The sequence below is a fragment of the Sediminibacterium sp. FW305-C-61 genome (genome assembly GCF_058231065.1).
The window spans coordinates 299,386-313,402 of record NZ_JBIQXR010000001.1 but is presented as its reverse complement, the minus strand read 5'-3'; the positions used below and the strand labels follow the sequence as shown (position 1 = coordinate 313,402).

Below are 14,017 nucleotides of genomic sequence, written 5' to 3'. Positions count from 1 at the left end.
CATAGATACACTTTATCACTGTCGTTGCAACCCAATAGGCATATCATAATTAAAATGGACAGCTTACTCATTTATCATTTATCAACTACTACAATACTAATTTTTTAAAAAAGCCTCTACTTGCGTTTTTGTAATACCATTAGCTTGTTCTCGCTGAATAAAAGAAACTTTATTAGTTCCAAGTCGGTTTAACCAGTCTTCCCAATAGGCTTTTAAAATCTCAAAATCTTTAGTTTTACCTGATCGTCTTTCATTTACTTCACAAACCAAAACATCTGTATTCGACAGATCAATTGACACTTTTGGTATGCCTAAACCTGATATTGTAATCACATCTTTAATGTTTCCAATTGCAACTGATTTATAAAGCGAGGGGGTAAGTTTTGTATCAGTTCTATGTCCTGCTTCTAAATAACCATCTGTTATAATTATTATCTTATTAACATAGCTTTCAAACAGCGTAGATTTTTTGATGCGATTAACCAGGTATCTTTTAAAGTAGAATAGGTAATCGGCACCCAAAGGTTTTTGCTTTGCAGAATTGTACATTTCAACCACAGCACTTTCAAACTGTTTAGTTTTATCTTCCGTAAAGTACAGGCGATTACTTTTTCCTTTATGCAAGGAGAGGTCGAACCTCAACTTATCAGCTACTCTATTAAACTGCCCTTTAGCTTGATCAATATCAGTTACGTCTACCATCAAATAGTCTTTGGTGTCCTGCCTCAATTTGGAAAAATCCATAAAAGAATGCCAAATAGTATTCAACACAAATAGATCGTTTTCAATTTGTTTGGGATTATTTATGCTATCAGTGATACGTCTTGACAGATCAGGTATTACAATAACGTTCATACTCTTTTTTGATGGGGGAAGCCATGCTAAACAATCTTCAACTTCTTTATCTTTGAGATTGAACGAATTTAATTTGTTCCGAACCGCATCCTGAAACTCAATAGATACAATCTTATTACCATTGTCATCGCTTTCTAAAAGTTCGAATTTATACCGTTCAAAAAGAGATTTTACGTCATTCACATTACTGCAAGCTTGGATTTGATTTATAACTTTATTTTGTAATGAGGGTTTTGTAATGAAATAAATGAATACAATAAATAGTAACAGAAATGCCAAAAGAATATAAATGGGCTTTCTGTCTTTCTTTTTTCTTTTAATTTGTTGAAGCTGCTCCATTATTTAGTCTCAATATTTATACTGTCAATTTTATTACTTAACCACTTATTTTGATTTTTAATAGCGTCATCTACGAAATTTTTTGCCCTTATTTGCGAAAAATTTCCATATGTATAGTTTTGCCAGCCTCCCATAAATTCACCAACAGAGCCTCTTAATGAAGCAATATTTACCGGAATAACGCCGTTTTCATAACCGATAATATCTTTTTGCTTTGCTTCCACATTATCATCAATAGTTATGATTTCACTTTCCAGTTTATGAATTTTTGCAACGATCTCTGAAAGGTCATTGCGTCTTTCTGAGATTTTGCTGTTCAGATTCTCGATCAGCAGTTTCACTTTTTCACTTTCTGTTTTCAAATATGGATGGCTTAATACATAATGCAATAAGAAACCCCATATCACATAAACAACAAAGCCGAGAATAAGTACCAGATAAAAATTAATGTCAAAAAAGATCATATTAAATTTCCAGAGTTCATTTGTTCTGCCTGCATTAAATTCATTTGTATGAACCCCTTCGGAAATTTTATAGCCAATAAAAGAATCTGCAATCAGCGTAATCAGAAGTAAGGTAAAAATCAGCCCAAATCGCTTAGATTTTTTTTCACTGACTAGTTTTTTATTTTTTTCGAGAGAATCATGAATTAGAAACCCAAGACCTAGAAAAATAACTGGAAATAATATAATTAATGAAATTACACCACCTCCTTTATTTGTTGCATCTGCGAAGACATTTGGGTTTATAAATCCAAGACTTCCTGGTTTGATACCATAAAACGCGGAGTATCCTGACGAGGAATAAAATACAAACAAATAAAGCGTAAGTAATATTGTAATAAAAGCACCAATGACAAACGGTGCAGTGCTACCAGCTTCGTTATCTCCGTTTCGTACATCAATTTTTTCAAGTTCTAGTTCTTCTATTTCTTTTTCTTTATCTTCCTTATTCCGTTTGCTTGCATTTGAATTGGCAATAAGTTCTTGCTTTCTTGCCTTATCTTGTTGTACATCTGCTCTTAATTTTGATATCCTGTCTTTTATTCCCCTTTCATCCAACTTCTGGTCTTCTAAAAATTTGTCATAGACAATTTCAAGATAACCTTCTACCGCTTCAGGGTTTGACTGTGATTTTTGAGCCGACCGGAAACCAAGTTGGGTATAGGTGATTTTTTCAGAATTGTCGGCTTTTGTTTGTTGCTCGTTTATTGTTTGTTCTAACATTTTATAAATAGTATTTACAATTGAATTATTTGATAACCTATTCTCCAGAAATAACAGGTAGTTCAAGCTTTTTATCTAACTCCTCTTTCTTCTCTTTTTTTACCCTCACCTTTGCCGCCTTAAACGGCTTTATCAACCCCACATCCATCTTATCCGTCAAAATTTTATGTACAGACCCCAGTATGATATCGGCATCACATTTTTCATTGTATCTTGTTTTAATGAGTTTCTTAATGCATTGTAACACAGGTTCGGAGCAAATGATACCTGCAATATTGTAAGGGTCTGTTGCTTCACATTTATTCCAGAGTGGTTTAAATAAGTTTTTCACCACGCTTTCCTTGTGCAGGTGCTGTAGGTGATCGGCAGCATTTTTTAAAGTGCTGGCATCACTCAGGTCTAAGGCGAATATCAGGCGGGAGGAAATAGGTTGCTCAAAGATGATCTTATAAAACTCAAAGTTCTTTCCATTGGTGAGTAGCGCATATTCAATACCCTCATTAGCACCATAGTTAACGGTTTGCCTTAAATGTTTTTCGGAGAGCTGGAAAGAAAGGGCCTTTACTTCTACCAGAAAATGCCTGGTTTTATTTACCTGAATTACATAATCGGCATAAGTGCCCTTGATCATGTATTCTGTTTTTATTTCTTCGAGCTGCTTATAACCCAATACATCTGAAAGAAAACGGTTGATCATGATGCGGGTCCCCGATTCATCAAGCTCCGTGATATTGCCATCTAAAAAATCTTTACGATAAGCTTTTAATGATTGGAGAAGCTTTTGTTGTTTTAATGCAGTAAGCATATTATTCGTTTTGGTTGAAGAGAACAGGCTCAATCCAAAACTAATAGGCAGGTTGCATTTTATTTTACGGCAAACCGTAAGGGGAGATATAGCCATTAGCATTTAGCCTTTAGCTGTTAGCCATTATTTATTAAACGTTTGGAATAGCTAAAGGCTAAATGCTAACAGCTAATGGCTAACCCTAACCCCTACAACAACCCAGCATTATTGCAAAACACCATGAGCTGCTGGTTATTCAAAAAGCCCAGCTCATCTCTAATTTGGTTAAGGCGTTTTTCAATGCTGCTGAGACTGGAGGGTTTGATGTTGTGTTCTTTGAGATAATCGGGTATTTCTTTTTGCTGGTACCCTTCATTGAGTAAGCGGATGATGGTGATATCAAAATCTGTGAATTCGTAAGTGTTCGATTGCTTCACCTGTTGGGCCAACGACCTGGGATAGTATCGTTGTCTTTTTGAAAGTGCCTGCATGGCTGCTTTAAGTTCCTTAACATCATGCCGGGCCTTGCGTACATAGGCATCTATTTCATTGTTTTCGAAGAGATCATGTATATCTGTCGGGCGATGTTGACCCGATAAAATAAGGATAAGGATATCAGGCTGTATAGCCCGAACTGCCCGAATAAGTTCAATACCGTCTTTTAAATTTTGAGCCGTTCCATCATCTTCAAAAGAGAGATCGGTGATGAGCAGGTCGTAGGGAATACCTTTTTGTTTGGCCAGTTGGATTTTGGTAAAAGCTTCGTCGCAGTAAAATGCGTAATCGTACTGATTAACCTTTAGGTCGCCCAAGGTCTTCTGAACCGAAAGGTTGGCAAACTCCTGGTCTTCGGCTATAATAACTTTATCAATCATACTGAGCTGGATTGAAGCGGAAAGCGAATGGCAATAGATGCTCCCCCTTTCTCGCTTTTTCCAAAAATAATATCCCCGTTTAATGACTGAATACGGTTAACCGTATTGTTTAATCCATTGCCATAATTAATATCTGCGGGAAATCCTTTTCCATCGTCGCTATAGTTGATGGTTCCGTTGTGGTTATCTTCTTTAAATTTTATAACCACATTGGCGGCACCGCTGTGTTTTTTCATATTGGTCATTATTTCGCGGAGCACCAATAACAGTTGACTTTTTTGCCTGCCGGTTACTTTGTTCCAGAATACAGGCTGGTTACCTACTACAAATACATTGGTTTGCTCATTGGTAAATTCATTCAGCAGGCGGTGAATTTGTTTATCATAATCTGCATCATCGGTGTAAACAAGTTCTTCTTTTGATATATCCCTCGATTTTTCATACAGGTCTTCCATTCTTGTAAGAAAAGGGTCTTTTTCAATATTGTCGCTGTGCTCCAGTTCGTTCATAAGACTGTAAAGTCCGTTAGCCACTACATCATGTACTTTTTGAGAGGTTTTTAATTTGGCGTCTCTGATGGAGAGCTCTGCTTCCTGTTTAATGCGACGTTTGCGTTTATTATACCAGCTCCATAGTAGGGTTATGATAATTGCAGCAAGGGCGGCCAATCCATACATCCAGGTGCGTTGGGTAATAAACCTGGCTTTTAGTTCGAGGTTATCTGCTTTGCTTTTTTGTGAATCGTATCTTATGAGGGCAAAGCGGCTTCGGGTTGTATCTCTAGAAAGCTGCAGGCTGTCGTTCAGCATTTTAAATTCATTGTACCATTTCTTAGAAGCGACAGCATTGTCGAGCTTAATGAGTTTATCAATTGCTTCGAGTCTGTCTGCAGGACTTTGAATAATCTGTGCCTGCTGAAACATTTTGCGGGCATACCAAAGGGCAGAATCAGGTTTAATGTTTGCATAGTAATCAGCCAGATGGGCATAGCTGGCATTTAAGCCGCGGAGGTATTGGCTATCGGTGCGTATTTGCAGGGCCTTCCAGAATGACGGAAGTACCGGATAGCTGGGGTTAAGTTGCCACATTGTTGTAGCCCTGTTATCCAGCACCCTGGCAAGCAGTGAGAGGTTAGCAGGTTTTAGTTGAATGATGGAGTCATACACAGCAATGGCTTTGGTATGTGCACCTTTTTTTCGAAAGGCAACTGCTTTATCATTCATCAATTCAAGTGGAAAGCTATCGTCTGTTGCAAACTGCATAGCTTTATTATACATGTTGATGGCATCATCATAGTGTTGAAGATCAACATTTATATTGCCCAATAGGCGATAGGTATAACAAAGTTCAGTGGAATGGGATTTATTAAATGGGTCGAGCGTTTTTATGGCACCTGTGGCACTTTCTTCGGCACCATGCAGGTCACCAGCTTCCCACAGCATGTCGCCCATGTACCTGTAAGCAGTTCCTTTATTGAGGGTATCATCGGCATTAGCAACATAATTGTTGTACATGAGGAAGGCAGAATCCAGTTTTCCCTGGTCATTGTACCAGTTGCCCATGTTGTAGTCTGTATACTTGCGGGCAGTATTATCTTTCTTGATACCGCAGCTCAATGAAAACATGGTGATAATGGTAAACCAAAAGCTTTTAGGTAAATTCAAGAATTATTTTTTTCTTAAATGTATAAAAAAGGGTAGAAAAACTTCTACCCTTTTTTGCCAGCCATTAGTTCCCGGAGGGAGGTGGTGGAGGCGGAGGTGATGGTGGTTTGGGGTTACTTCCTGTTTCTCCACCGGTATCATCGAAAGTAGAAACGGTTGTGTTATGTACTTTCTTGCAGTTGCCGTGATTTTCGGCAGTATGGGTTGGGTTAAAGCATAAGAATGAAGCCAACCATATTAATAGTTCCAGCATTGTTGAATGTTTTAAAATTTGAAAAATGATTGCCCGTACCGGGTTGCGATCCTGGCAGAGACTGTTTTGTAAGAAGCGCTTCTTACGATGGGAAGGAGGGGCTTTGATCGCGGTTTGGTTAGCAACTTCCCATCCTTGCCAACCTCGCCGCGATCTCGGCACTCAACAGATCATTTGCTTTGTTGTTACACGTACCAAACGATCACAATGCAAACTTAGGATGGGCTAAAAGCCTTTACTGTATTGGATTCCAATAATTCCGATGATTCCGGAAATTCCGGGAAACCGTAAAGCATAACGATAGATAGGAGCTTATTTTGATCCGGTAATTCCAAAAATTCCGGTTATTGTTTATCTTAACCCGAGATAACTCCCTATGTCGTTCCTGTTTATAGACTATACTAACCTGGTATTAAAAGCTTATGAAGAAAAGCGAAATGCCAATCAGCTTTCTCATTTATTAATGCATCCGACAGCCGCTAATATTAAGCAGGAGTGTATTAATGTTTATACTGAAAGATTAGAAAGGGGGGAAAGGATAGAAGAAAGTGCTTTAAGAGCATTTTTTGGTATACTGCCGGAAGGAAAGGATTATGGTAATCTTATTGAATGGCATCCCCTTGGTAAATTCAAGTCCATTCAAAAGCTTCTTAAAAAAGAAGTGCAAAGCCCATCTTCTGCAAATGTTGAATTGCTGGCTTGGTTAATTGATTTCAAGCCAAGACCTCTAAGTCAGGCCCAGATAGCATTTCGAAACAAAGACGTAACCATTAACTCTGTTAGTCAGATAGCGGATAACAATGATGAAAAGTTCGGACAGTTGAGTCAGGGCGAAACAGATTTTGAAGTAATACCTCCTGATGCGACAACAAAAGGATCAGAAAGTATACTTCAAGAGACATCAAGCGAACCACCTACAAAGACCGAAGAACATCCTATTACAGTTTCAGGTCAAGGCCCAGGCATTAAGAAGAGGAGATTAATAATAGCTGTTACAATCAGCTTGGTTCTTGCAACACTATTGGGGGGAGGGTATATGATTGGAAAAAACGAAACAAACACTAACACCGGATGCATGTATTGGGCAGGAGATCACTACGAACCGGTATCCTGTAATGAAAATGGAAAGGGCTTGTTAGTTCCGTTAAATACGGAAAAGATAAAGAGCTTTAGAAGGATCACGCGTAAAGACACAATAACGGAATGGTCCGTCGGAAAATTATACTACATAAAAAATAATAATGATATTGAGTGTTACACAGAAGGAGGCAATTATCCTTTAGATATTACCCGCAATTTAAAAGTGCTTTCACAATACATGTTTGACACATACCTTCGAAAAAATAATGCAGTTGTGGACACATCAGCCAAATCGCAAACCCAAAGTCTAACCAACCGATAACAATTTGCTATGAAAGTTCTTGCTGCTATCTTACTGTTTATCATCTGCTGTTCTTGCACTGATACGGATAGCAAAACAAATGAACTGAACCAGCGTGTTACACGCCTCGAGCGAAGAGTAGATTCTTTAACACATACCAAAACTGCCATCTCAGGCGACCAGGCCAATACCGGCACAATTACAGAAAATGGTCGTTGCCAGGGAATCACCAAAAAAGGAGCACAGTGCAAGCGGAAAGCAAAAAGCAATGGTTATTGCTGGCAGCATGGGGGGTAAAGACGGTTGATAACAGGATCAATTAAGGGTAGCGTAATCATAAAATTTTGGTTTACAGGCGGAGATTATTTTTAGCCACAGATTCACAGATTAATCGTTCATAATCTGTGAATCTGTGGCAAAATAAATTATTGCAATTGAACCTGCTGTTTGTTTGTCAAGCTAGTTTGTTGGTCAGGCGACCAACAAAGGCGGAGATTTACTTACTTCCATAAATTAAATCATACATTCAGGAAAAATTTCACCATGTCTTTGAAAGCTGTCTGTACCTACACCCTACTCATCTCCTTGTTTTTCAGTTGTACCCCTTCTCAGAATAAACTCACCAGCGAAGAAACCAAACAAGGCTGGATATTATTATTCGATGGTAAAACAACCAATGGCTGGCATGGCTACAATAAAACCGGTGTACCTGAAGTTTGGATTGCCAAAAACGGCGAACTGCAATGTGTGCCCGAATTAAGAAAAGAGCTTGAAGTAACCGACCTGGTAACAGATAGCGCTTATGAAAACTATGAACTGCAATTCGAATGGAAAATTGGAGAAGGAGGAAATAGTGGTGTATTCATTAATGTACAGGAGAAAAAAGAACTACTGGCTTCCTGGATGACAGGCCCCGAATACCAGCTACTCGAAAAAACGCATGTTGATTTTGATAAGCCGGAGAAAAAACCAGGCAGTCTTTATGCATTCACAAAAGAAGCCGCCGCCGTTCCGGAAAAGAAAACGGGAGAGTGGAACCAGTCAATCATTAAACAACAAAATGGTGTTATTGAATTTTACCTGAATGGGGTATTAACAGCAAAGCAAGACTTGAAATCACAAAACTGGAAAGATGCAGTAGCCGCCACGCATTTTAAAGCCTATCCCGAATTCGGCACCTACACCGGCGGACATATAGCCCTTCAAGACTGGCAGAAGCCAGTTGCGTTTAGGAATATTAAGCTGCGACCGCTGTAAGGTGTTAGGTGTTAGGCGTTAGTCTGGCCTGTGGAGGCTGGATGGCCTGTGGTTAGTAGAAAGGGAACACTCTTAGCATCTGCTAACACCTAACCCCTAATACCTAACACCTAGCTTTCCTCATCAAAGTACAGCTTATAATAATGCTTGCCGCTCATTTCATCATAACCTTTTTCAATCAGGTCTTTTCGGCCGTGGATATAAATATGGAAGTTCTTGTCTAGTTTTAAAACGCTTTTGAAAACACGTTGTTGTTTTTTTAGTGCGGCCAAATGAATGTCGAAATTATCTTCGATATTAACCTGCCTGGCAACTTCATATTGTTGTTTGTATTGGGTAAAGCTGTCTATTACTTCAGGGTGATGTAATACTTCTTCCGCAAATTCATTCATGCTGAATGATTCTTTGGTGCTGAAATATTCAAGGCTGCGGTTGAGGTAATCTATCTGGTCGCTTTTGTTTACATCAAACTTTTCAGTAAGCTCATTACTGATAAACAGTTTACACATACCAATGGCATCACTGGTATTGTGATAGCTATTGGAAGTTCTGGCAACCTGTAAAAAATCGGAAACCCAATATTGGGTGTCTTGTTTATTGGTATTATCTACCACACAAACCACATAACCTTCTTCGCGGTTCTTTTTAAAGATCAGACAGCCTTTGTCGAGCTTGTTGATGTTCACCCCATCTTCTGCTATTACTTCCCAGCTTTGTCCATGTGGAAATACTTTCAGGAAAGTTTCTTTGGTTTCACTTTTAAATAAGCCGATGGCTTCTACGTATTCCGTTCCGAAGGGCACATTGCTGAAACGGGTTACATATAATTCACCTTCCTTTACGCGTGCATGTGTGCTTTTCTGGTAGAGAAAGCTGGCAAGCAAGGCAGACTGTGAAACAAAGCTTTTCGGATCATCGAAAATACCGTTCACATACTGGTACACTTCATTCAGCTCTAGACTGCTGATATGGGTAAACTGGTATTGTTCGTGTTCATTGAAGGGAGCAAGAAAATATTTGGTAAGTAATCCCCTCACAATTTCATCGTTAAGTGTTAAAGGGTTAACGGAGAGCTTAAGCTCCTCCCCACGGGTAGGGTTACCTACTTTATGCAGTATTACCTGCTCTAATTGTACACTATCTATTTGTGTCATGCTGCAAAATACAGCTTCTCTTGCAGTTGGAAGAAGGGAGCTGGGTACTAGGTACTAGGTGCTAGGTGTTAGTCCTAACACCTAATACCTAATACCTAGTACCTAGTACCCAGCACCCAAATTGACAATTCTTTTACAATTAAGTCTACTAAAATAGTAGGGAATTAGAAAATCTCCCTATATTTGTAGCCGTTCTTATACATCCTTATCAAGAAAGGCGGAGGGAATTGGCCCTGTGAAGCCTTGGCAACCACTTCCGCCTCGGGTGGAAAAAGGTGCCAAATCCAGTCCCGCTTAAGGCGGGATGAGATAAGTCAGTTTTCTTTTATGTACACAGCAACTGTAGTAATACGAGGCATTCTGACTGAGCATCAGGGTGCCTTTTTTTTGTTGCAAGCTACAAGCTGCATGCTGCAAGCAACTTTTCTTGAAGCTTGTGGCTTGCAGCTTGTAGCTGGAAATAAGAAAGAATAAAATGAAATGAGTATGACAGAAGTTTTGAATAATAATCAGGTACCAATACTTATTCAACAGATAAAGGATTTATCGGTTGAATCGGCTATTGGGGTATTTGTGCATTCATTTCCTGGTAAGGTTACCTTTTCTACCAGCTTTAGTTATGAGGATCAGGTTATCACCGATATCATTCAAACTAATAACCTGCCTGTATCATTATTTACACTAGATACAGGTAGACTATTTCCGGAAACTTATAGCACCTGGAGCAGGACTTTAGAATTTTATCAGACAAGCATCAAAGCTTATTATCCCGATGCAGATGCAATTGCAGCTTATGTTGAAACAAATGGTCCCAATGCATTTTATGATTCTGCTGAGTTAAGGAAATCATGTTGTAACATAAGGAAAGTAGTGCCCTTGCAAAAAGCCCTTGCTGGCAATTCAATATGGATTACAGGCTTAAGGGCAGAACATTCGGCAGCCAGGCAGGACCTATCTCCTGTTGAATGGGATGAAACCAACCAGCTTATTAAATACCACCCATTACTTCACTGGACAACAGAAGAGGTAAAAGAATATATCCATCAAAAAGCCATTCCCTACAATCCATTACACGACAAAGGTTTTGTAAGTATTGGTTGCGCACCCTGTACAAGGGCCATTAAACCGGGAGAAGATTTCAGGGCCGGACGTTGGTGGTGGGAAGACAATAGTAAAAAAGAATGCGGCTTGCATTCGCACAACGATCAAAAAACAACCGTAGCATGAGCACCTATAGATTAGATTACCTCGATCAGCTTGAGTCGGAAGCGATACATATTATGCGTGAGGTGGCAGGACAATTTGAGAAACCCGCCCTGCTATTCAGCGGAGGGAAAGACTCCATTACACTGGTTCATCTGGCATTAAAAGCTTTTCGTCCGGGTAAGTTTCCTTTTCCATTAGTACATATTGATACAGGACATAATTTCCCTGAGGCACTACAGTTTAGGGATGAATTGGCACAGACCATCGGAGAGAAACTGATTGTGCGCAATGTTGGAGATACCATCAAAGCAAAACAGTTAACAGAACCCAAGGGGAAATTTGCCAGCAGAAATGCCTTGCAAACCTATACCCTACTCGATACTATTGAAGAATTTGGTTTCGATGCCTGCATCGGCGGCGCAAGACGCGATGAAGAAAAAGCAAGGGCCAAAGAAAGAATATTCTCCGTAAGAGATGAATTCGGACAATGGAACCCAAAACTGCAAAGACCCGAACTATGGAATACCTATAATGGCAGAATCAATAAAGGAGAAAATGTTCGCGTGTTTCCCATCAGTAACTGGACGGAGCTAGACATCTGGAATTATATACGCAGAGAAAACATCTCACTACCATCTATCTATTTCGCCCATGAGCGTACCGTATTGCAACATGAAGGACAACTGATTGCTGTGTCAGAATTTATTCAACTGGAAGATACTGACAGCGTTGTCACTAAACGTGTGCGTTACCGTACAGTGGGAGATATGACCTGTACCGCAGCCGTTGAATCAGACGCTACGGGTATTGATGATATCATTCGTGAAATTACTGCCACCAAAACAAGTGAACGTGGTGAAACACGTATAGACGATAAAGTGAGCGAAGCGGCAATGGAAGACAGGAAAAAAAATGGTTATTTCTAAAACAACACAAACATGGACTTACTCCGATTTATAACAGCAGGTAGTGTAGACGATGGTAAATCAACCTTGATTGGTCGCTTATTATACGATAGTAAATCAATCATGATCGATCACCTGGAAGCATTGGAAAAACAAAGCAAAAACAAAGAAGACGGTGAAATAGATCTGGCCCTTTTAACCGATGGTTTGAGAGCCGAGCGTGAGCAGGGAATTACCATTGACGTAGCTTACAAATATTTTGCTACCCCTAAACGCAAGTTCATCATTGCTGATGCACCTGGGCATATTCAATACACGCGTAATATGGTTACCGGTGCCTCAAACTCGGACCTCGCCATCATTCTCATCGATGCCAGACATGGGGTGGTGGAACAAACCAGGCGACACTCTATCATCGCCTCTTTATTGAATATTCCGCATGTAGTAGTAGCAATCAATAAAATGGATCTGGTAAACTACTCTGAAGATGTGTACAATAATATTGTGATTGATTATGCAGCAGTGGCACAAAAGCTTGGCTTAAAAGATGTACAATACATTCCCATCAGTGCATTGAACGGAGATAATATTGTAGACAGAACAGCAGCACTAAACTGGTACGAGGGTCCATCTTTATTGGGTATTCTGGAAACGGTAGAATTAGCAGAAGATATTAACCTGGTAAAAGCACGTTTTCCGGTGCAATATGTAATTCGTCCGCAGACAGAAGAACTACACGATTACCGTGGCTATGCAGGAAAAATAAACAGCGGAATTTACCGGGTTGGCGATGCAGTAACTGTATTGCCTGCTGGTACCAGCTCTAAGATTAAATCAATTGAACACAATGGCAAAGAAGTACCTGAGGCATTTGCACCGCAAAGTGTGGTACTTCATTTGGAAGATGATATTGATATCAGTCGTGGAGACCTGATCGTACAAAACACTCACCAGCCTGCAGTTACCAATGAAGTAGAAGCTCTATTATGCTGGATGGATCATAAAGCACTGGTGCCGGGCAATAAATACCTTTTGCAATTAAATAGTAAGCTGGTACGGTCGGTAGTTAAGGAAGTAACGTATAAGCTGGATGTGAACTCTCTGGAACAAATTGCTTCTCCTGATACAGTGGCCCTCAATGATATTGTAAAAGTAACCATCAAAACCGCAAGCCCTATTGCTTATGATGCTTACCAGGATTTAAGAACCAATGGCGGTGCCATATTAATAGATGAAACAAGTCATGTTACCGTTGGTGCATGCATGATTCAATAGTAAACCATGAGTGAACAAGTATTTATAGAAGAGTTATTTCAGCGGAGCAGGAAATCGGCACAGCCATTTCCTGATAAACAACTTACAGAAAGATTTATAGATGAGCTGTTTAATTTTTTGTTCGGATCGTATGAGAAGAAATTCAATACACCCGATAAACTCGCATTGGAATATGTGGAGCTGAAACAGACTTTCTCAGCCATTCTCTTTGAACTGATACGGGAGGAAGAAAAGGTTAAAGAACATACCACCGTTTTTTTCGACCGGCTGCCTTCCATCTATAATGCATTAATAAAAGATGCACAAGCAGTGTTGGAATTCGATCCTGCTGCACAATCGATTGAAGAAGTGCTGGTAGCTTATCCAGGTTTTTATGCAACAGCGATATACCGTTTATCGCATCAACTGTATGAACAGGGCATTAAAACCCTGCCAAGGTTTTTATCGGAATATGCCCATAGTAAAACAGGCATAGATATTCATCCCGGAGCTGCTATTGGTGCTTCATTTGCCATAGACCATGGAACGGGAATTGTAATTGGAGAAACAACCGTTATAGGTGAGCAGGTTAAAATTTACCAGGGAGTAACACTTGGCGCATTAAATGTGGCAAAGGATCTGGCAAGTACCAAGAGGCACCCTACGATTGAAGATGATGTAATTATTTATTCCGGCGCAACCATTCTGGGAGGAGAAACTGTTATCGGAGCGGGAAGTATCATTGGAGGAAATATCTGGTTAACCCATAGTGTGGCACCTAATTCTGTTGTTTACCATAAAAGCGAAATAAAAATAAAAGACAAAGATCCATTTCCTGAACCACTAAATTTTGTGATTTAAAAA

Annotated in this window: 14 protein-coding genes and 1 riboswitch; of the genes, 7 read left to right on the top strand and 7 right to left on the bottom strand. The window is 39.6% G+C overall.

The window, feature by feature from the left end; all coding sequences use genetic code 11:
• Positions 1 to 96 precede the first annotated feature (96 nt).
• From ACH30E_RS01320 to ACH30E_RS01295, 6 genes are all read right to left on the bottom strand, one after another.
• A complete protein-coding gene (locus ACH30E_RS01320) occupies positions 97 to 1,194 on the bottom strand; it encodes a hypothetical protein (protein ID WP_490823301.1) in 1,098 nt (365 codons plus the stop codon).
• Positions 1,194 to 2,420, bottom strand: a complete 1,227-nt coding sequence (locus ACH30E_RS01315; protein ID WP_490823300.1) for a hypothetical protein — start codon at positions 2,418 to 2,420, stop codon at positions 1,194 to 1,196. Before ACH30E_RS01315 ends, ACH30E_RS01320 begins: the two co-directional genes overlap by 1 nt.
• A gap of 37 nt (positions 2,421 to 2,457) precedes the next feature.
• Positions 2,458 to 3,225, bottom strand: a complete 768-nt coding sequence (locus ACH30E_RS01310; protein ID WP_490823299.1) for a type I restriction enzyme HsdR N-terminal domain-containing protein — start codon at positions 3,223 to 3,225, stop codon at positions 2,458 to 2,460.
• 188 nt (positions 3,226 to 3,413) lie between these two features.
• The gene (locus ACH30E_RS01305) at positions 3,414 to 4,079 is read right to left on the bottom strand and encodes a response regulator (protein ID WP_490823298.1); all 666 of its coding nucleotides are present in this window, start codon (positions 4,077 to 4,079) and stop codon (positions 3,414 to 3,416) included.
• Complete coding sequence (locus tag ACH30E_RS01300) at positions 4,076 to 5,743, bottom strand: tetratricopeptide repeat-containing sensor histidine kinase (protein WP_490823297.1); 1,668 nt, start codon at positions 5,741 to 5,743, stop codon at positions 4,076 to 4,078. The genes ACH30E_RS01305 and ACH30E_RS01300 overlap by 4 nt, the downstream gene beginning before the upstream one ends.
• 64 nt (positions 5,744 to 5,807) lie before the next feature.
• Positions 5,808 to 5,996 carry a hypothetical protein gene (locus ACH30E_RS01295; protein ID WP_490823296.1) on the bottom strand — a complete coding sequence of 63 codons (189 nt, stop codon included), beginning with the start codon at positions 5,994 to 5,996 and terminating at the stop codon, positions 5,808 to 5,810.
• 376 nt (positions 5,997 to 6,372) lie between these two features.
• Here ACH30E_RS01295 and ACH30E_RS01290 point away from each other — a divergent pair, with 376 nt between their 5' ends.
• The 3 genes from ACH30E_RS01290 to ACH30E_RS01280 all read left to right on the top strand — a co-directional run bounded on the left by ACH30E_RS01290 (position 6,373) and on the right by ACH30E_RS01280 (position 8,634).
• On the top strand, positions 6,373 to 7,398 hold the full coding sequence (locus ACH30E_RS01290) for a hypothetical protein (protein WP_490823295.1): 1,026 nt from the start codon (positions 6,373 to 6,375) through the stop codon (positions 7,396 to 7,398).
• Positions 7,399 to 7,407: 9 nt separating this feature from the next.
• Entirely contained in the window at positions 7,408 to 7,674 is a 267-nt protein-coding gene (locus ACH30E_RS01285) for a DUF5763 domain-containing protein (protein ID WP_490823293.1), read from the top strand.
• 246 nt (positions 7,675 to 7,920) lie between these two features.
• Positions 7,921 to 8,634, top strand: a complete 714-nt coding sequence (locus ACH30E_RS01280) for a 3-keto-disaccharide hydrolase (protein WP_490823292.1) — start codon at positions 7,921 to 7,923, stop codon at positions 8,632 to 8,634.
• A gap of 110 nt (positions 8,635 to 8,744) precedes the next feature.
• Here the strand turns inward: ACH30E_RS01280 and ACH30E_RS01275 are convergent, their stop codons facing one another.
• The gene (locus ACH30E_RS01275; RefSeq protein ID WP_490823291.1) at positions 8,745 to 9,788 is read right to left on the bottom strand and encodes a nucleoid-associated protein; all 1,044 of its coding nucleotides are present in this window, start codon (positions 9,786 to 9,788) and stop codon (positions 8,745 to 8,747) included.
• A gap of 202 nt (positions 9,789 to 9,990) precedes the next feature.
• Positions 9,991 to 10,104: riboswitch (SAM riboswitch) on the top strand.
• Positions 10,105 to 10,274: 170 nt separating this feature from the next.
• Here ACH30E_RS01275 and ACH30E_RS01270 point away from each other — a divergent pair.
• From ACH30E_RS01270 to ACH30E_RS01255, 4 genes are read left to right on the top strand one after another with little or no spacing between them, the layout of a single operon-like run.
• Positions 10,275 to 11,015 (top strand): phosphoadenylyl-sulfate reductase, encoded by a 741-nt coding sequence (locus ACH30E_RS01270; protein ID WP_490823290.1) that lies wholly within the window; start codon positions 10,275 to 10,277, stop codon positions 11,013 to 11,015.
• On the top strand, positions 11,012 to 11,920 hold the full coding sequence (cysD, locus tag ACH30E_RS01265; protein WP_490823289.1) for a sulfate adenylyltransferase subunit CysD: 909 nt from the start codon (positions 11,012 to 11,014) through the stop codon (positions 11,918 to 11,920). The genes ACH30E_RS01270 and cysD overlap by 4 nt, the downstream gene beginning before the upstream one ends.
• 12 nt (positions 11,921 to 11,932) lie before the next feature.
• Entirely contained in the window at positions 11,933 to 13,174 is a 1,242-nt protein-coding gene (locus ACH30E_RS01260; RefSeq protein WP_490823288.1) for a sulfate adenylyltransferase subunit 1, read from the top strand.
• Between the two features lie 6 nt (positions 13,175 to 13,180).
• Positions 13,181 to 14,014, top strand: a complete 834-nt coding sequence (locus ACH30E_RS01255) for a serine O-acetyltransferase (RefSeq protein WP_490823287.1) — start codon at positions 13,181 to 13,183, stop codon at positions 14,012 to 14,014.
• Positions 14,015 to 14,017: the final 3 nt, after the last annotated feature.